This is a genomic window from Candidatus Eisenbacteria bacterium (assembly GCA_035577985.1).
GTDB lineage: Bacteria > Desulfobacterota > Binatia > DP-6 > DP-6 > DATJZY01.
This window is the reverse complement of record DATJZY010000115.1, coordinates 19,639-38,128: the sequence shown is the minus strand read 5'-3', so window position 1 is coordinate 38,128 and position 18,490 is coordinate 19,639. Positions and strand designations below refer to the sequence as shown.

17 protein-coding genes and 1 pseudogene are annotated in these 18,490 nt (G+C 69.4%); 4 read left to right on the top strand and 14 right to left on the bottom strand.

Annotated features, from left to right (window positions below; translation table 11 throughout):
- The 9 genes from VMS22_16280 to VMS22_16240 all read right to left on the bottom strand — a co-directional run.
- On the bottom strand, positions 1-691 hold a 691-nt coding region (locus VMS22_16280; protein ID HXJ35590.1), incomplete at its 3' end, for a PAS domain-containing protein.
- A 257-nt stretch (positions 692-948) separates the two neighbouring features.
- Positions 949-1,788 carry an alpha/beta fold hydrolase gene (locus VMS22_16275; protein HXJ35589.1) on the bottom strand — a complete coding sequence of 280 codons (840 nt, stop codon included), beginning with the start codon at positions 1,786-1,788 and terminating at the stop codon, positions 949-951.
- A gap of 59 nt (positions 1,789-1,847) precedes the next feature.
- Entirely contained in the window at positions 1,848-2,342 is a 495-nt protein-coding gene (locus VMS22_16270) for a hypothetical protein (protein ID HXJ35588.1), read from the bottom strand.
- Between the two features lie 248 nt (positions 2,343-2,590).
- Positions 2,591-3,709: a response regulator gene (locus tag VMS22_16265; protein ID HXJ35587.1), complete on the bottom strand. Its 1,119-nt coding sequence runs from the start codon at positions 3,707-3,709 to the stop codon at positions 2,591-2,593.
- Positions 3,706-4,098, bottom strand: a complete 393-nt coding sequence (locus VMS22_16260) for a response regulator (protein ID HXJ35586.1) — start codon at positions 4,096-4,098, stop codon at positions 3,706-3,708. The genes VMS22_16265 and VMS22_16260 overlap by 4 nt, the downstream gene beginning before the upstream one ends.
- Positions 4,095-5,960, bottom strand: coding sequence for an ATP-binding protein (locus tag VMS22_16255; protein HXJ35585.1), 1,866 nt, complete (start codon positions 5,958-5,960; stop codon positions 4,095-4,097). Before VMS22_16255 ends, VMS22_16260 begins: the two co-directional genes overlap by 4 nt.
- A 3-nt stretch (positions 5,961-5,963) precedes the next feature.
- Positions 5,964-7,112, bottom strand: coding sequence for a Ni/Fe-hydrogenase cytochrome b subunit (gene hybB / locus VMS22_16250; protein ID HXJ35584.1), 1,149 nt, complete (start codon positions 7,110-7,112; stop codon positions 5,964-5,966).
- Positions 7,109-7,858, bottom strand: a complete 750-nt coding sequence (locus VMS22_16245; GenBank protein HXJ35583.1) for a 4Fe-4S dicluster domain-containing protein — start codon at positions 7,856-7,858, stop codon at positions 7,109-7,111. Before VMS22_16245 ends, hybB begins: the two co-directional genes overlap by 4 nt.
- A complete protein-coding gene (locus VMS22_16240; protein ID HXJ35582.1) occupies positions 7,855-8,217 on the bottom strand; it encodes a c(7)-type cytochrome triheme domain-containing protein in 363 nt (120 codons plus the stop codon). Before VMS22_16240 ends, VMS22_16245 begins: the two co-directional genes overlap by 4 nt.
- Before the next feature lie 286 nt (positions 8,218-8,503).
- Here VMS22_16240 and VMS22_16235 point away from each other — a divergent pair, with 286 nt between their 5' ends.
- Positions 8,504-10,381 carry an alpha-amylase family glycosyl hydrolase gene (locus tag VMS22_16235; protein ID HXJ35581.1) on the top strand — a complete coding sequence of 626 codons (1,878 nt, stop codon included), beginning with the start codon at positions 8,504-8,506 and terminating at the stop codon, positions 10,379-10,381.
- A gap of 240 nt (positions 10,382-10,621) precedes the next feature.
- Here VMS22_16235 and VMS22_16230 read toward each other — a convergent pair.
- The 5 genes and pseudogenes from VMS22_16230 to VMS22_16210 all read right to left on the bottom strand — a co-directional run bounded on the left by VMS22_16230 (position 10,622) and on the right by VMS22_16210 (position 15,151).
- Positions 10,622-10,717 (bottom strand): annotated as a pseudogene (locus VMS22_16230) (helicase HerA-like domain-containing protein).
- Between the two features lie 74 nt (positions 10,718-10,791).
- Positions 10,792-11,841, bottom strand: a complete 1,050-nt coding sequence (locus VMS22_16225) for an SDR family oxidoreductase (GenBank protein ID HXJ35580.1) — start codon at positions 11,839-11,841, stop codon at positions 10,792-10,794.
- 12 nt (positions 11,842-11,853) lie between these two features.
- A complete protein-coding gene (locus VMS22_16220) occupies positions 11,854-12,138 on the bottom strand; it encodes a hypothetical protein (protein ID HXJ35579.1) in 285 nt (94 codons plus the stop codon).
- A 66-nt stretch (positions 12,139-12,204) separates the two neighbouring features.
- Positions 12,205-13,671 carry a glycosyl hydrolase family 57 gene (locus tag VMS22_16215; protein ID HXJ35578.1) on the bottom strand — a complete coding sequence of 489 codons (1,467 nt, stop codon included), beginning with the start codon at positions 13,669-13,671 and terminating at the stop codon, positions 12,205-12,207.
- A 7-nt stretch (positions 13,672-13,678) separates the two neighbouring features.
- Complete coding sequence (locus VMS22_16210; GenBank protein HXJ35577.1) at positions 13,679-15,151, bottom strand: glycogen synthase; 1,473 nt, start codon at positions 15,149-15,151, stop codon at positions 13,679-13,681.
- Between the two features lie 323 nt (positions 15,152-15,474).
- On the opposite strand from VMS22_16210, the gene VMS22_16205 reads away from it, so the two are divergent.
- The 3 genes from VMS22_16205 to VMS22_16195 are packed head-to-tail and all read left to right on the top strand — an operon-like array spanning position 15,475 to position 18,469.
- Positions 15,475-16,320, top strand: a complete 846-nt coding sequence (locus VMS22_16205) for an efflux RND transporter periplasmic adaptor subunit (protein HXJ35576.1) — start codon at positions 15,475-15,477, stop codon at positions 16,318-16,320.
- Positions 16,317-17,285 carry an ABC transporter ATP-binding protein gene (locus VMS22_16200; protein ID HXJ35575.1) on the top strand — a complete coding sequence of 323 codons (969 nt, stop codon included), beginning with the start codon at positions 16,317-16,319 and terminating at the stop codon, positions 17,283-17,285. Before VMS22_16205 ends, VMS22_16200 begins: the two co-directional genes overlap by 4 nt.
- A complete protein-coding gene (locus VMS22_16195) occupies positions 17,282-18,469 on the top strand; it encodes an ABC transporter permease (protein HXJ35574.1) in 1,188 nt (395 codons plus the stop codon). Before VMS22_16200 ends, VMS22_16195 begins: the two co-directional genes overlap by 4 nt.
- Positions 18,470-18,490: the final 21 nt, after the last annotated feature.

Genomic DNA, 18,490 nt, shown 5'->3' with positions numbered 1-18,490 from the left:
CCAGACCTGCTCCCATCGGGCGTGTGGCCGGCGCGCGCATGTAGCTCGTGCGGAGAGCCCGGTGCTTGTCTCGCAGATGGTCGGGGATCAGCAGCTCGACGGGTTGTTCGAGCAGCTCCTTCACGGGGTAGCCGAAAGTCTTCTCCGCCTGGGTGTTGGCAAACACGATCCGTCCGTCCGTATCGACGCCGAGGATCGGATCAGGTGCTGCGTTGAGCACGCCCCGGAGCGGGACGTCCACCCGCTGGCGATCGACGTCCATCAGGAGCCGAGCGCAGACGTCCACGAGATGGAGTTCGGGCTCGGTCGGCCGATGCGGCGTACGGAAGTGGGTGGACAGCACGCCGAACACCGTCCCGCTGCGATCGATCAGCGGCGTCGATTGCACCGCCCGCACACCCGCAGCGCGCATCACTGCCCGTAGCTGGGGCTCGCGGAAGACAGGGTCGATCTCGATGTCCTCGACGACCACCCGCATGCGCTCGCTCATCGCGGTGCCGCAGGCTGCCTGGCCGACGTGGGTCGCAGCAAAGTAGTCGAGAAAGTCGGCCTGGAACCCCTTCTGCGCCACGATCTCCAGCGTGCCGCTGAGCGGGTTGATCAGCTGAACATTCCCGAAATCGGCGCGCGTTGCGCTGATCGCTACGTCGAGTGTGTCGGCGAGGAGGGCTCGCCCTTCGGGTGAACGCAAGAGATTGCCTCCTAGACCCCTTTCAGGGGGAAGCCCTGTTGTCTGATAGGGCAGGGCCGGAGTGCGGGTCAAGGGGCCGACTAAGAAAAGCGCCCGGTTGTCTCGAAGAGGATTCGGTCATTTTGACCGCGATCGGGACGGATTCGGACAGCGACGCCGCGCGTTAGGTCGCATCCCTGCAGTTCACTCCGAACCGCCGCTCGGAGCCCGATCCACAACTATTGCCAATACCTCCCCTCCCTTCGCACCGACAAGGGTCAGCTCGCGACGCCGGCGAGGAATCCCAGCACTTCGCGATTGAACGCGTCCGGCATCTCGAAGTTGAAGCCGTGCGTGCCACCAGGCAGGCGCACGAGCTTCGCGCCCGGGATGCGCTGTGCGAGCACGTCCGAGTTCGCGGGCGAGATGAGCCGGTCCGCATCGCCCGTCAACACCAGCGTCGGCGCCGCGATTCCGGTCAGCCGGTCGGTCGCTTTGTGCGTCATGATCGCCTGCATCTGGCCCATGATCGCCTCGATGCTGAAGCCGTACTGCAGCGCTCCCGAGAAGAGCTGGATCAGCTTCGGCAGCTCGTTCTGGATGAACGCCGGGGAGAACACGAGCGGCAGCATGTTCTGGAAGAAGAGCATCGGGTTCATGGCGGTAAAGTCGATCTTCATCTCGCCGCCTTCCGTGATGGTGCCACCCATCCGCGTGAAGAGGACCTTACGCTGCTCCTCGGTCGCAACGTCGGGCTCGGGGAAGGTGGCCGCCAACACGAGCCGGCGCACGCGGTGCGGATGTCGTAGCACCAGCTCCTGCGCGATCATCCCGCCCATCGAGAGACCGAGCACGTGGGTGCGGTCGATGTCGAGGTGATCGAGCAGCGCAGCCGCGTCGTCCGCCATCTCGTGGATCGTGTACGCCCCCGACGGTTTCGCGCTCCGCCCGACGCCGCGGTTGTCGAACACGATCGTCCGGTAGCACTCCGCGAAGGCTGGCACCTGGAGTAGCCACCCGTTCGAGTCGGTGGCGAAGCCCATGATGCACAGCAGCGGATCCCCGCTGCCGTGCTCCTCGTAGTACAGCTCGATGTCGCGAACCTTCGCAGTAGGCATGCCACAAGGGCTACCAGACCGTGTGGGGCGCGCGCCAGCAGGCCGACCGGCGACACGGGTCAGCCCCGGCGCGCGAGCAGGCGATCGTCAGGTGGCGCGACACTGATGATCGGCGTCATCGTGTGGCTTGAGCTGCTCGACGGGAAGCCCGAGGAATCGAAGATTACACGTCGCGCGTGCCGTAGACCCGCAGTCCTCGGATATTCCCAGAGCACCCATCGCACCGCCAGGAACGACGAGGCCCCGAGGAGCGTCGCATTGATCGCGAGCGTCGGGTTGTCGCTGAGCGCGAAGACCGGCGCGAAGTACGGGAGGGCACCGAACGACGCCGCGGAATAGAGCAGCGCGTGATGCGCGGGATGGTAGATGTTGGCGTCGAGCAGCGTGGCCGGCGCGGTGGCGAGCGCGTGCGACTGCCAGGCGAGCGCCCTCGCGGCGAGCAGGCTGTCGAAGTGACACGCGATCCACGTGTCCGGAAGGTGCGTCGCCAACGAGGACGCGAGCGGCCACGTGAGCCACGCGACGACGGCCCCGTAGCCGGCCGTCGTCGCCACAACCTGGACGAGCCATCGTGCCCGGCCGGTCGACGGCGACCTGATGGCGAGGGGACCCGGGACGCGAGCGGGACGATCACGACCGCTGGGCGCCGCGAGCATTGCCGTGTGTACTCCGTCGTCGCGATGCGTGTCACCCGTGGCGGCGTTGGCGAGCGCCCGCCGGCCGGGGCCGGGTCCACGGATGCGTCCCGGGCTGCGCTTTCCCGCCGCGTCGCGATCGCACGCCCGCTCGGCAGCGGCGTGCCTCAACCGGCCTGGTGAGCGAAGAAGGTCGCGTCGAGCGTGCCCCAGTCGACCTGCGGCGCGCCCTGCGCGGCAGGTCCCCCCGCTTCGCGCAGGCGCGCGATTTCCGCGTGGTACCACTCGATGACCGGCTTTCCGATACGGAGCGCGGGAAGATCGCTCTCGAGGTTCACCGGCTCGAGGACCGCCACCCAGCCGGCGTCGTAGGGACTGCGCGCGAGCCAATCGGGACTGGCGCGCAGGCCTGCGTTCACACGGACCACGCGACCGGAAACCGGCGCGAGGAAGCGCGCCGCCGTGCCGCCGCGGTGGACGGTGAAGAAGGGCTCGCCGCGTCGAATCATCCCTCCCTCCGCCGGCAGCTCGACGCGCTCGATCGTCCCGAGCACCTTGCGCGCGAAGTCGTCGAGCCCGATCCGCACCTCGCCCGTGGGCTCGATGCGTGCCCAGGCGTGCCCGTCCGAGAGGAAGGCTCCGCCCGGGACGCAGAACTCGCCGGGTCGCACGGCGTCGGCAACCCCCTGTGCCACGACGCGGACCTCGGGAAGGCGCTGCGACTGCAGACGCGCCTCGCGCTTGATGAGGAGGCGCCCCGCGAAGGCCACGAGCTCGTCGGCCGTGAATGGCTTCTGCACGTAGTCGACCGCCCCGTGCTGCATCGTCTCGACGGCCGATTCGATCGTCGCGTAGCCGGTGATCACCGCCACGTCGACGTCGGGACGGAGATGCTTCACGCCCTTCACCACGTCGACGCCGCTCATGCCGGGCATCTTCAAGTCGGTGAAGACGAAGTCGTAGTCCCGCCGCTGCACGAGGCCGAGCGCTTCGGGTCCACTCTCGACCGTATCGACGCTGAAGCCGTCGAGGACGAGGACCTTGCGGAAGACGTCGAGGATCACGGGCTCGTCGTCGACGGCGAGGATGCGGGCCTTCGGCTCGGGAACCTCGACCCGCTTGAGGCTCGGCGCCTCGTGCGTGAAGTCGAGTCGCAGCGAGGTGGCGAGCGCCGCCTCGCGCGCCCGGCGCGTGCGCGCCGCGTCGAGGCGGCGCGCCACCATGCGGACGAGCGCGTCGAGGGCGACGAACCCGACGAACATCACCATCACGAGCAGGACCGTCATGCGCGTCTCTCCCCTCTGACGTCGGTGCTGGTGAGCGCGCGGCGCACCATGTCCACGAGCTCCTTCGCCTCGAAAGGCTTGGCCAGGAAATCGGCGGCGCCCGCCTCTGCGGCCCGTGCGGCGTGATCCGGTGTCGCGTAGCCGGTGATGACGACCACGGGGAGCCCGGGACGCCGCTGCCTGATGTCCTGGAGCACATCCATGCCCGATCGGTCGGGCAGCATGAGATCGCAGAGGACGAGGCGGCAGGTCGCGAGCGCCGGATGGGCGAGGCCTGCGGCGCCGTCTCCCGCCGTCGCGACCCCGAGCCCGTTCGCGCCGAGCACGCGGCGCACGGCGTCGCGCACGACCGGCTCGTCGTCGATCACGAGGACGTCGTCGCCGGTCATGCCGCCACTCGCTTCTGGTCCGACGCGGCGACGGGGAGGCGGACGGTGACCCGGGTCCCTTTGCCCTCCTCGCTCTCGACGTCGATCGTCCCGCCGTGGCCTTCGACGATGCCCCAGGTGATCGCGAGGCCGAGGCCGGTACCCCGCACGCCCTTCGTCGTGAAGAACGGCTCGAAGAGCTTCGCGAGCGCGTCGCGAGGAATGCCGCGGCCGTCGTCTTCCACGGCGAGCTCGGCGATGGGCGCCGCGCCACGCCGCTCGCGCGCCTCCCACCACGTGTAGTGGCAGCCCGTCCGGGTGCACAAGTGTATGGGCTCGTCCGCGACGCCGCGGACGGCGAACGTCGGCGCCCCGCAGTCCGGACAGGGATGGTCCGGACAGGCGAGCGAGGCGCGACAGCGCGGACAGGCGACGAGCGCCACCACGCCCTCCGGGCAGGGCTCGGCGGAGAGGTGGTTGAAGCGCCCGTAGACCGGGTCGAGGCAGACGGTCCACTCGCGGTCGCCGTGCGTCCACACGACGCGAATCCGGGGCGACCCGCCGACGCGCGAGGTCGCATCGAGGAGGTCGCACCCGGCCGGGCAGACGGCACGCCGAATGAGCTCGTGCCCGCGTGGCGGCAGCTCGGAGCGACGGCTCGCGAGCCGGATCGTCCCGCCGCGCTCCCCGATCGCGTCGGTCGCGTTCAAGAGGAGGTTCACGAGCACCTGCTGCATCTGGTTCGCGTCGGCGTCGACCGCGGGAAGGTCGGCGGCCAGGTCGAGCGCCAGCGACACGTGCCGGAGCTGGAGCTGATTCATGACGACGGCCACCGCACGGCGCGCGACGTCGTTCAGGTCGGTCGGCTGACGGCGCGGCGGCGTCTGGCGCGCGAAATCGAGGAGGCCGCGGACGATCTCGCGACAGCGCTTCGTCTCGCGCACGACGACCTCGAGGTCCGCGCGCATCTCCGGATTGAGGCCGGGGCGCTCGGCGAGCAGCGACGCGTACGAGAGCACGCCGGTGAGCGGGTTGTTGATCTCGTGCGCGACGCCGGCCGCGAGACGCCCGACCGATGCCAGCTTGTCGGCCTGCGCGAGCTGGCGCTGGTCGTCCGAGAGCCGCGCCGTCATCGCGTTGAACGCGCTCGCGAGCTCGCCGAGCTCGTGCCGACCCGTGACCGCGATCGTCGTCGTGAGATCGCCGGCGGCCACGCGACGCGTGCCCGCGGCGAGCGCCTCCACCGGCCGCACGATGAGCCGGCGGCTGAGCACCCAGAGGAGGAGGCCCGTCACGGCGATGGTGACGACGGCGAGCGCCGCGATGCGACGCCGGCTCGCCGCGATCTGCTGGTCGACGTCGTCGAGCCGCATGGTGACGTCGAGCACGCCGAGGACGGTCTCGTCCGGCGGGTGGGCGTGGCAGGCGGCGGCCGAGCACGACGGTTGGTTCTGGATCGGATTCGCGATGCCGAGGAGGCGGCGCGCGCCGACCGTGAAGATCCGCGTGCGCTCGTCGAGCGGCGGCTGGCCCTGGTCACAGCCGACGCAGGCCTCGCTGCCGGGCTCCGGCAGCCGACCGACCTCCGCCGCGTCGGACGAGAACACGATCCGCCCTTCCTTGTTGAAGAGACGCACGCGGTCGATCCGCTCGTCGCGTCCGATCGCCTCGATCTGTCGCAGCACGCGCTCGCGACGGTTCTCGAGCATGTAGTCCTCGGTGCTACGCTTGACGGTCTCGCTCAAGAGGTCGGCGCTGCGGGTGAGCTGGGCGATCATCTCCCGGCGGTGGGAGCGCAGCGTGAGCATGGCGAGGACGGTGATCGCGACCGCGATCACCACGCCGACCACCGCGACGAACTGAATTCCGATGCGGGTGCGCACGCGTCACCGGTCCGCGGGGTGTGTGGCCTCCGGAAACACGGGCAGGTAGCGCACGGCGAGCGCGAAGAGCGCGAAGCCGAGCGCCACGAGCCCGAGCGAGACCACGAGCTCCATCCACGACGGCACGTAGCGGACGCCGGCAGCGCCTTCCATGCCGGTCACGCTCACGTTCAAGCGGTTCATCACGAACCCCGCCACCGCGAAGAGCGCCGCTACCGTGAGACCCGTCGGGTGCGTGCGAATGCGCTCGACGAGGAGGAGCCCGACGGGGACCACGACGCCGACGCCGAACTCGAGGAGGAACATGATGCCTTCGTAGCCGGGCTGCCGGAGCGCGGCCAAGGCCCCGTTCTGCGCGAGGACGATGATGCGCAGCATGCCGTAGACGCCGAGGGCGACGACCATGCCGCGGGCGAGCGGCTCCAAGAGGTCCATCTCCAGGCGTCGCTCGAACGCGCGCTCGCTCAAGTGCGACTCGAGGATGGTCATGCCGATCCCCGCGCCGACCGCCGAGATGAGGAAGAGGAGCGGCAGGAGCGGGGTGTACCAGAGCGGGTGCAGCTTCGCGGGCACGATCAGGTAGAGCGACCCGAGCGAGGACTGATGGAGCGTCGAGAGGATGACGCCGCCGATCACGAGCGGCGTCGCGATCGCGTGCATCACGCGCCGGGGACGATCGAGGCGGAGTCGCTCGAGGACGACGGGCGAGAACTCGAGCGCCAGGACCGCGGTGTAGAGCATCACGCACCACGCCACCTCGAACATGACCGAGTGTGGATTCCAGAAGACGAGCGCGTGCCAGATGCGCCAGGGCTGCCCGAGGTCGAAGAGGAGCCCGACGATGACGAGGAGGTAGCCCAGGAAGCCCGTGAGGACCGTCGGCCGCACGATCGGCTCGAAGCGATGCAGGTTGAAGACGTGCACGATGGCGGTGAGCGTGAAGGCGCCCGCCGCGAGGCCGACGCCGCAGAGGACGTCGAAGCCGATCCAGAGTCCCCACGGGAACCGGTCGCTCAGGTTGGTCACGGCGCCGAGCCCGCGCGTGAACCGGAGCACGGTGACCGCGGCGAAGGCCACGAGGACGAGCGCGCCGAAGATCTCCCAGAAGCCCATCCGTGAGCCGGGTCGCTCGGTGGCGGTCGCGACGTTCATCGGGGCTTCTCGCGCTCGGCCGCTTCGAAGGCGCGGACCTCGTCGCGGCGCTTCGTGATCCAGTGCACGCCGAAGAGACAGGCGCCCCACACGACGACGAACGACGGAATCTTCGAGAGCACCCGCCAGGTGAGGAGCGGCAGCGGCTGCTTCGGCAGGTTCGTCTTCATGCCGAGCGATTCGAACGGCACGCCGGAGAGCATGAGGACGGACGTGCCGCCCGCCTCCGTGAGACCGTAGACGTGGTCGACGTAGACGTCGGGTGCGGCCGCGATGCGCGCGTGCGCTTCGCGCACGAGCGCGTCGCGCTCGCCGAAGAGCGTCGCCCCGGTCGGACAGACCGATGCGCACGCCGTGGGGAGTCCCTTCGCGACCCGGCCCGCACACAGGATGCACTTGCCCACGACGGGGATCGCCCGGTCCCACTGATACTTGGGGACCCCGAACGGACACGCCATGATGCAGTAGCGGCAGCCGATGCACCGCGTCCCGTCGTAGACGACCGGCCCTGCCGGCGTCTTCTCGAGCGCGCCGACCGGGCACACCGACACGCACGTCGGGTCGAGGCAGTGCATGCAGAGCCGTCGCATCTTCGCCCCGGCGACGTCGTCGACGACGGTCCACGTGTAGGCCGTCGTGCGCTCCTCGATCGGCAGCGGGAGGTCGTTGGCCTCCTTGCAGCCCGCCGTGCAGGCCCCGCAGCCGGTGCAGCGCGTCGAATCGTAGAGGAGGCCGACGGTCCTCACGAGCCGCCTCCGTGGCAATGGTCGCAATCGTCCTTCACGCTGCGCGCGGTCTTCCCGTCGTGGCAGATGCCGCATTGCCGGCCGGCGTCCATCTCCGCGTGCGTGAAGCCGCCCGTCGGCCGCAGCATCCGGAAGGGAGCGGGATGACAGGCGACGCACCGGCCGTCGCTGAACGCGACGTGCGTCTCGTGGCTGAAGACGACCGGACCGGGCGACCCCTCGGCCCCGGCGAACGTGCGGTCCGCCGGCAACTGCACGGTGGGTTTGCCATCGGCGGCCGAGGCGAGCGCCCGGCCGAGCGCCATCGCCAGCATGACGAGGACCACGATCCCCGCGTCTCGTCTGGCGATCGTGTTCATCGCATCCCTGGGAGCAATGGGCGTGCCCGCGACCCGCTCTGGGCGTCCGTGGCAATAGCCTGATTTTTCCTCGTCGTCCGTCGCGATTCGGCCGCGGGATTCTCGCTCTCGGCGCCGTCGATTCCCACGCGCGGGATTGAGTCCCCCGCGACCGGACGGGTCCAGCCGTCGCATCGAGGTGGCTGGACGCCGGCGTCGCCGGATGTCCACTTTCCTCGACGGATCGGCGCCGCCGAGCCTCGCGCGCGCTCGCCGTTCGGCCGGCACGGCCGCTGCATGCGTCGCCATGACGGCCAGCTTGTTACCGCTCGGGATGCTCGGCGCGATCGAGTCCGCAGGCACCGTGACGTTCGGCCTGTGGCTCCCGTGGGTGTCGGCGCAACACGGCAACAGGGTCATCGTCAAGGTGATCCACGAGCAGGACCAGCTCCTGCAGGCCATCGCACCGCGCGAGTTCCCGATGTCGCACGCGGACCGGTCACCGTACGGCGACTTCTGGTCGGTGAGCGTGCCGATCGCGGGCGCACCGCCGTCGCCTGGGTCGGCGTGGGGCACGCCGGGTCGCTACGTGTACCGCTACCAGATCGAGAACCCGACCGTCGGCCGTCTCGACTGGATCGTCGACCCGTTCGCGCGCGAGTTCGGTGCCGGCAAGCTGTCCGCGTTCACGCTCGGCTATCAACCATACGCGTGGAGCGCGGGCGAGGCCGCGTGGCGGACGCCCGCGTTGCGCGACCTCGTCGTGTACGAGCTCAACGTCGCCGAGCTCGCCGGCGACCTCGACCGGACGAGCCGGATGATGGCCTACCTCGCAGACCTCGGGGTGAACGCGGTCGAGATCATGCCGCTCTCGAACGTCGGCAGCTCGGTCGACTGGGGCTATCTACCGATCGGCTACTTCGGCGTGGACGAGCGGTTCGGAAAGCGCTCGGACTTCCAGCAGCTCGTCGACGTCGCCCACCAGCACGGCATCGCCGTCGTCGTCGACGCCGTCTACGGGCACGCCGGCACGGACTTCGGCTACTATGACGCCTACGCCCGGCTCCGCTACGACGAGAACCCGTTCATGGGGCCGTTCGCGAAGGACTACTTCTCGAGCGTCGGCAAGAGCACCGACTTCCGGCGCGCGCTCACGCGTGACTACTTCTTCAGCGTGAACCACCACTGGCTCGAGGTCTACCACGTCGACGGCTTCCGGTACGACTGCGTGCCGAACTACTGGGACGGTCCCGTCGGCGTCGGATACGCGAGCCTCGTCTACGACACCTACCAACTCGTTCGCACGCGCCTCGCCCAGGGTGCGCCGTACTGGAGCCGCTTCGACGGCGGTCCGGGCTCGGCGATCCGTCTCGTGCAGTGCGCGGAGCAGCTCGAAGGGCCCGAGGAGGTGCTCGCCACGACGTACTCGAACGCCACCTGGCAGAACCGGACGTTCGACGCGGCGAAGGCGGTCGCACGCGGGGACCGGGGACGCCTCGCCGACCTCGGGCTCTCGCTCGGGCTCTACGGCTATCCCGACCAGACGACGACGAACGGCGACGTCGTGCCGAAGGCCGCGCTGCAGTACCTCGAGAATCACGACCACGAGCGGTTCGTCTGCAACTTCGGCCTGACGAACCCGGACGACGCGGGCAACACGCTCTTCCTCGAGGGCGATCGCACGCGCTGGTACATGCTCCAGCCGTATCTGATCGCGCTCGCGATGAGCAAAGGCGTGCCGATGCTGTGGCAGGGGGAGGAGCTCGGCGAGAACTACTTCCTTCCCGACTTCGGCGCGGGGCGCGTGTCGCTGCTCCGGCCGCTGCGGTGGGACTACTTCTACGACGAGCCCGGCCGCCACCTGGTGACGCTCGTCCGGGCGCTGCTGCGCATCCGCCGGCAACGGGCGCACGTCCGCGACGGCGACTACTTCTTCTTCAGCGACTGGGATCGCTACCTCGCGCGGGGCCTGCTCGTGTTCGCGCGCTTCAAAGGCGCGCGCTACACGCTCGTCGCGACGAACACGAGCGGCGACGACGTCAGGGTGCCGTTCTGGTTCCCGGTCGGCGGCACCTACGTCGAGGAACTCCACGGGGGCGCGCTCGACCTCCACGGGGTCGGCGCGTGGCAAGAGACGACGCTCGCCGTTCCATCCCACTACGGCCGAATCTGGACGACGGTCTAGGTACGCGTCGTCGGCGACGGGTCCCCCGACGCTCGTCGCGCGACCGCCGTGCGCTCAGCAGCGCCGGCGCCGCGGCGGGCCGAGCAGCGCGCCCATGATGCCGCGTGTGATCGCCCCGGCGACGGTCACGGCGACCGTCTTCGTGACGTGCGAGGCGAGCACGCGCTCGAGGGTGGATGGCTCCTCCCGCGCCGGGGCGCGTCCGGCCGGCGTCGGGGCGTCGTCCGGCGCGCGTGCGGCGAGCTTCTCCTCGACGTCGTAGAAGGGCGTCTTCGGGAAGGTGCGCGCCGCCGCTTTGAGCGCCGTCGCGTCGTCGGCGGTGAACGCGCGCAGCGCGTCGCAAGCGGGAGGGCGAGCGTCTGACATTGAGGTGCTCCGTCAATCGTTTCAGGCTTGTCCTGACTATCGGCTCACCCTCCCGCCCCCCGCAGCGAGCCGTCCAGGCGGAGCGCGCTCCGCCGCTTCTCGGCCACGAAGCCCCGCTCCACGATCCAGGCGATCGTGCGCCGCACGACTTCCCGCGCCGGGAGCCACGTGTAGCCGAGCTCCCGCTCGGCCTTCGCGCTCGAGAAATAGGCATACTTCCCGGCGAACTCGTCGACCTGGCTGCGATCGATCATCGGGCGGGCCCCGGTGGCCCTGCTCACGAGCTCGAGCATCGTGGCGAGCGCCCGCACCGCCGGCACGGGCAGCTTCACGGACGGCGCCTTCAGCCCGGTCAGCTCGGCCATGAGATCGAAAAGCTGCTTCACCGTCACGTTCTCCCCAGCCAGGATGTACTTCTCGCCACTGCGTCCCTTCTCCATCGCCAGGATTGCTCCCCGGGCCACGTCGTCGACGTCGACCACGCTGAAGCCGCCGTCGAAGTACGCCGGAGCGCCCTGGTTCACGAACTGGACGACCTGCGCCACCGACTCGCTCGGCTTCCAGAAGCCCGGTCCCAGTATCAGGCCGGGATGGATCGACGTGGTGGGCATTCCGGTCCGGGACGCGATGGCCAACGCCTCGCGCTCGGCAGCGATCTTGCCGCGCAGATAGTGCGTGTGCGGCTCGGTGTTCGCCCGCGTCTCGTCGAAGAGAGCGTCGGGCGATCCGGCGTGCCCGATGGTGCCCGACGAACTCGTGTAGACCACCTTCTCGACGCCCGCCCGCGCCGCCGCTTCCATCACGTGGCGCGTCCCTTCGACACTCGGCCGGATGATGTCCCGCTCCGGATCGCGCGACCACATGAGGAAGCCCGCGGCCGTGTGGTACACGCGGCCAGAGCCTTCGACGGCGGCTGCCGTCGACGCCGAGTCCATGATGTCGCCCCGCACGATCTCCAGCGCGAGGCCGGCCAGCGGCGCCGTATCGGCGCTAGCCCTGATCATGGCGCGGACCGGCTCGCCGCGGGCGATCAGCTGCCGGCAGAGGTTGTTGCCGAGGTGCCCGTTGGCCCCCGTGACGAGCGATGGTTTCATGTCGACCTCCTTTCACCAATCCGCCGTCTTCGTCCACACGCGCCCGGAGACAGAAGTCGCGCGCTGTGACGTCGCTTCGCAGCGACGCTCGGCCGCTTCGCCCACGGTCTCTACCTGTCCGATCTCCATCTCACCGACGACGTCGACGGGATGTGGATCGCGGAGGTGTTTCGCCTGGGCTTCCAGCTCTTCGGGCGCGGCCCGACCCACTACCACTTCGGGTCGGCCGAGGACGCGGTCCCGGCGCTCCGCGCTGCGGGCTTCCGCCATGCCGCCTCTACCGGCCAGCGACGTCACGGTTCCCGATCTGCCGGGTCGCGACGAGGCGCATGTCATTCGTGTCCTCGCCGCCGTCCCCGACGCTCATGCCGGGAAGTCGTGGAGCAGGACATCCTTCGCGCGCCGGCAGATCTCGCGGCCGTAGGCCGTCCACAACCCCTGGCCCCAGTAGCGATAGCAGCTGGTCTGGGAGCACAGGAGGTGGAACAAGGCGTTGCGGTAGCGCTGCTCGGTCGGCGAGACGCCAGGCTCGAGAACCCGTTCGTAGAACAGCCGGCTGACCTCCTCCATCGACCCGAGGACGTTCTCGTAGCCGCGCACCCACGAAAGGTTGTTCGTCCAACTGCCGCCCTCCACATGGAAGCGGTGGTCCTCCCGCTCGAGCTCCGCAATGACCTGCTGCAGCCGCTCCGGCCCCTGGCCGGGTTCGAAACGGTCCCAGATGCGCTTCTGGAAGAGAGGCTGCACCACCGGCAGCTCGTGCTCGCGGATCCCGAGGCTGAAGAGGTACTCCAGGTATTCGGTGACGTTGACCAGCGGCGTCTCGGAGCCGCTCGCCTCGCGCACGACCTCCATGAACTTCGGAGGGAACTCGTTCATCATCACGCCGCCGTTCTCGCCGTCGGCGATCTGGCTCACGAGCGGCGGCACCCGATGGCCGGCGAGATCCCAGCGCTGTAGCCCTTTGGCCTCGTAGTAGGGCTGCATCTGGGCCACGAGCTTCGTGTCGCTGCCTTGCGTCTTGATGACGGCGACGATGCTGGCCGTCGCCCCCTCCGCGTTGCGGCACAGGAGCCGGTGCGGCAGGTGCTTACGCTCCGGGCCCGAGCCGTTGTGGGGTTGCTCGACGGTGTGCTCCTGGACGAAGACCCATTCGTAGCCGCAATCTCGCAGCGTCTTCACGAATTCGTAGGCGAGGTCCGGATGGTTCGGCAACGCCATCTCGGATGGTGAGAACCCGCGCACGCGCGCCAGCGCTTCCGTCCCGAAGATGGCGGCGAAATGGTGCTGCCAGGCGCGGACGTGCAGCCGGTAGTCCTGCACCGGGGTGGACGGCGCGACCGCATGGCCCCATGGCGCGCCCAGCCACTCCACGGCGCGCCTGTACTCGGGATTCTGCGCGAGCGGCCGCATCGCGTCGAACACGTCGTGCAGCCCCATCTGGCGCAGGCCGTACAGGAGTGTGCCGGAGTACTCCAGCATGACGCGCGGCTCCTTGCCCTCGTGGATGAGCTGCGGGATGAACTCCCCCATGCGCTTGTAACACCAGTGGAACACCGAGGCGTTGTGATTATCCCCGACGTCCGGGTGCGCCATCATGTCCTGCAGGTTGCCGATGATGCGCGCGGTGTGCAGATCGTCGCCGCCGGCGGGGATCAACGGCTGGTGCATGTGCAGCGCGATGGCGCACGCGCTCCGGCTGCGTCCGAAGTCGATGCGGCTGTCCGGCAGAAACGCCAGGCTCGACCGCTCGCGCACCACCGCATCGATCACCGCCTCGGCGCCGCAGAGGTTGGGCAGATCGCCGACGTCTTCCCGCAGCTCGTTCATCGCCACCTCACTTGTGCCGAATGTACTCGTAGATGTTCAGATAGTGCTGCGCCGGCTGGTTCCAGGAGAAATCGCAGCGCATGCCTGCCACCATGAGCCGGCGGAACTCCCCGGGATGGTCGAACCACAGACCGATGGCGCGCTGCAGCGCCGACTCGATGCCCGGATTGTCGGCCTGGTGGAAGACGTAGCCGTTGCGTTCCGCCGCCAGCCTATCCGAGTAGTCGCGGTCGAACACGGTGTCGGCGAGGCCCCCCACGGAGCGCACGATGGGTACGGCCCCGTAGCGCATGGCGATCATCTGCGTGAGCCCGCATGGCTCGAACATGCTGGGCACGATGACCATGTCGACACCCGCGTAGATCAGATGCGCCAGCTCCTCGTTGAAGGCGATCTCGAGGTGGCAATCCGGATTGTCGTTCAAGTGGTACTTCAGGTGCAGAAACGCGTCGTTGATGCCGCGCTCCGAGCTCGCCCCGAGGAGCACGAACTGGGCCCCGCGGGTGAGCGTGTAGGACAGCGCGTGGCGGATGAGGTGCACTCCCTTCTGCCAGTCGAGCCGGCCGACGTACGCCAGGACGGGCCGGCGCCCGCTCCGCAGCAGGAGGCGCGTGCGCAGGGCATCGGTGTTCTTCGCCTTCTCGTCGAGCGTGTCGACCGTGTAGTGGATCGGAATGAGCGGATCCTGCGCGGGGTTCCACATGTCGTAGTCGAGCCCGTTCAGCACGCCGCCGAACTTCTGCTGGTGCACGTACAGGGGATGGCCGAGTCCGTGCCCCTGCTCGGTAGACCGCACCTCCCAGGCGTGCTGCGGTGACACCGTGGTGACGAAGTTCGAGTAGAGGATGGCCCCCTTGGTGAAGTTGAGCGCCGTGGGATGAGAGTCGTCCCCGAGGCGGTCCCTCGCGTAGTAGTACTCCGGCCGCCCGAGCCCGCTCAGCCACAGGACGTCCGACCCGGCGACGCCCTGGTGCGCGAAGTTGTGGATGGTATGGCAGACGCGCTGGTGGTCCATGCCGTGCTGCCGGTAGATCTCGAACAGCAGCACCGGCACGAGGGCGGTCTGCCAATCGTGCGTGTGGATGACGTCGGGCCGCTTGCCGCTCTTGTAGAGGAACTCGAGCGCCGCCTTGCTGAAGAAGGCGAAGCGCAGATGATCGTCCGGACACCCGTAGTACATACCGCGACTGAAAAAGTTCTCGCCGCTGTGCGGCTCGATGAAGAAGCACTTGCGCCCATGGACGAAGCCAAACCACATCGTGCAGCGCACCTGGGAGTTGAACCACGGCACCCACAGGTCGTCGTACGTGACCTGCAGGCCCCAGATGTGGTCGTAGCGCATGCAGTCGTACTTCGGGAGGACGATCTCTACGGCATGGCCGCGGATCTCCAACTCGCGACTGAGACCATAGACCACATCGGCCAGGCCGCCGACCTTGGCAACGGGCGCACACTCGGAGGCGATCATCACGACAAACATCGGCGGGACCCTCGGGGGTGTGGCGAAGTGGGCTTGCCCAGATTTCGTGGACACCCAGGTTAGGCTGCTAGCTTCTCCTCGGGTTAGCGCTCGAAGGCAACGGGACCTGCGACCCACTGATCAAGTTGAGAGTCGCGAGACGACGGCGACAAGCGCCGACGGCGACCGAGAAGACGCGCCCGCGTCCTGGGAGCATGCGCCCGGCGGCGCTCATGAAGATGCTCCATCAAGAGGTCGAAGGGCTGCGGGAGAAGGCCGGGCCGTCTCGCGCTCCCGCCGGTCGTGACGCGAATGCCCATCTGATGATACGGGCCGGGCAGGCGATGCCAACGTGCCGTTCGTCGCGACCCCGGTACGGCGGTCCGAGAAGCCTCCTCGCACCGGCGCTCGCGTATGCTCTCGTCGCCTGCGGTGGTGGCGGCGGCGGGGTCCTCGTCGGAACCGTCGAGCGGACGCTGATCGAGCTCGACGCACCAATCGCGGAGACGCTGGTCGAAGTGGGTGTGCAGCGCGGCCAGGACGTACGCCGGGGCGACGTGCTGGCTCGCCTCGACCCCACGCTGGTCGAGGCGGACGTCGCGAATGCCGAGGCGACGCTCGCCGGAGCCCGCACCGGGCTCGTCACCGCCGAGAGCGACCTCACACGCCTCACGCGGCTACACGCCTCGCGCGTGGCCTCGGAACAGGACCTCGAGCGTGCTCGTCTGTCCCGCGACGAGGCGACCGCGCGTCTTCGCGAAGGCGAGGCGCGTCTCGTCGCGGCGCGCCATCGACTCGAGGACATGACCATCACGTCGCCCGTCGACGGCGTGGTGGACCAGATCCCGTTCGACCGCGGCGAACGCGTGCCGGCCGGCGGCGTCGTCGTGGTCGTGCTCGACGCGGCGGCGCCGTGGGTCCGCGTGTGGGTGTCCGAGTCCCTCGTGGCAACCGTGCGACCGGGCGCCCCCGCCGACGTGCGGGTCGACGGAATCGCGACGGCGCTGCATGGCCACGTGCTCGACGTCTCCCACGAGCCGGAGTTCACGCCCCACTTCGCGCTCACCGAGCGGGACCGCGTGCATCTGGTCTACGAGACACGCGTGGCGATCGACGACGCGCCGGCGGGGCTCCGGCCCGGGGTACCTGCCCAAGTCCAGCTCGCCCCGTCCGGGCGGAACGGCGCGTGAACGCCGACCCCGTCGTCGAGACCCGCGGTCTCACCCGGCGGTTCGGCCCGCTCGTGGCCGTCGACCACGTCGACCTGACTGTCCAGCGCGGCGAGATCTTCGGTTGCCTCGGGCCGAATGGCTCGGGGAAGTCGACCCTCATGCGGGTGCTGCTCGGCCTGCTCGCGCCCTCCGAGGGGTTCGCCCGCGTGCTCGGCTGCGAGGTGCCGCGCGACGTCGAGCGCCTCCGGCCGTCGGTCGGCTACATGACCCAGCGCTTCTCCCTGTACGAGGACCTCTCGGTGCGGGAGAACCTCGACTTCGCCGCTGCCGTCTTCGGGCTCGCCGGGGCCGAGCGGCGCGCGCGCGTGAGCGCGGCGCTCGCCGATTCGGGGCTCGACCGGTACACCGCGGCGCGCGCCGCAACGCTGTCGGGAGGCTGGAAGCAGCGTCTCGCCCTGGCCGCAGCGACGATCCACCGCCCGCAGCTCCTCGTCCTCGACGAGCCGACGGCCGGCGTCGACCCGCAGAGCCGGCGGGTCTTCTGGGAGAAGCTCTTCGAATACGTCGCCGGCGGCGCCACGATCCTCGTGTCCACGCACTACATGGACGAGGCCGTGCGCTGCCACCGACTGGCGCTGCTCCGCGACGGCCGTCGCGTCGCCGTCGGCAGCCCGCTCGCGCTGACACGCCCGCTGGCCGCCCGCGTGCTCGACGTGGAGACTGCGGTTCCCGAGCGCGCCGGGAACGTCCTTCGCGGCACACCGCTCGTCGCCAGCACGACGCGCCTGGGCGACCGCGTCCACGTGCTGCTCGCGCCGACGGCGCCGCCCCCGACGGAGGCGGCGTCGGAGATCGTGCGACTGCTCGGCGACGCAGGCCTCACCGGCGCACGTGCGGCGCCCAGCGAGCCGACGCTGGAGGACGTCTTCGTCGCCATCCTCCTCGGCGAGCGCATCGAACCCGACGCGGAGGAAGGCCGATGATCGCGTCGGCCCGGCGGATGCTCGCCATGGCGCGCAAGGAGTTCCGGCAGCTCGTCCGCGACCGGCTGACGCTCGGCATGATCGTCGGCATCCCGTCGCTCCAGCTCGTCCTCTTCGGCTACGCGATCAACCTCGACGTTCGCCACATCCCGACGGCGGTGCTCGACCGAACGAACAGCGCGCTCTCGCGGCGCCTGGTCGGGGAGCTCGAGGCGACACAGACGTTTCGCCTCCAGCGGCAGGTCGCGAGCGAGGTAGCGGCCTTCCAGCTCCTCGAGCGCAGCGAGGTGGGCGCGGTGATCGTCATCCCGTCCGACCTCGACCGTCATCTCTACCGCGGGCGGGGCGCCGAGATCTCGATCTTCGCCGACGCGAGCAACCCGACCGTGGCGAGCGCGGTGGCGCTCGCCGGCGAAGGCTTCGGCCGCACGCTCGCCGGGCGCCTGCGTCCGTTCCGCACGGGCGATGCGGCGGTGAGCCTCCGCATGACCCCGGTCGAGCGCGACCGCTTCGAGGTGACGCCGGACCTCGTTCGCGCCGACCCGCTGCGCGTCGAGGTGCTGCCCTTCTACAACCCCGAGCGACGGACGGCCGTCTTCATCGTCCCGGGGCTGATCGGCGTCATCCTGACGATGACGATGATGCTCATGACCGCGCTCGCCATCGTGCGCGAACGCGAGCGCGGGACCTTCGAGTTCCTGATCGCCACCCCGATCCGTCGGGGCGAGGTGATGGTCGGGAAGATCCTCCCCTACCTGGTCGTGGGACACGTGCAGGTGGCGATCGTGCTCGGACTCGGCTGGTCGATCTTCGACGTCCCCGTGCGCGGCCGGCTGGTCGATCTCGGTCTCGGCGCGTTGCCGTTCCTGGTCGCGATGCTCGCACTCGGGCTCGTCGTGTCGTCGATCGCGCGGACCCAGTTTCAGGCGACGCAGCTGTCGTTCTTCTTCTTCCTGCCGTCGATGCTGCTCTCGGGCTTCATGTTCCCCTTCGAGGCCATGCCGGTGCCGGCGCAATGGATCGGACAGATCCTGCCGCTGACCCACTTCCTTCGCATCGCGCGCGGCGTGCTGCTGAAGGGCGCGCCGATCGACGCCCTCCTGGGCGAGGTCGCGGCGATCGGCATCTTCACCCTCGTGGCACTCGGCCTCGCGATTGCCACGTTCCGGAAGCGCCTCGGCTAGCGTTCTGGCCGCGATCTGCTC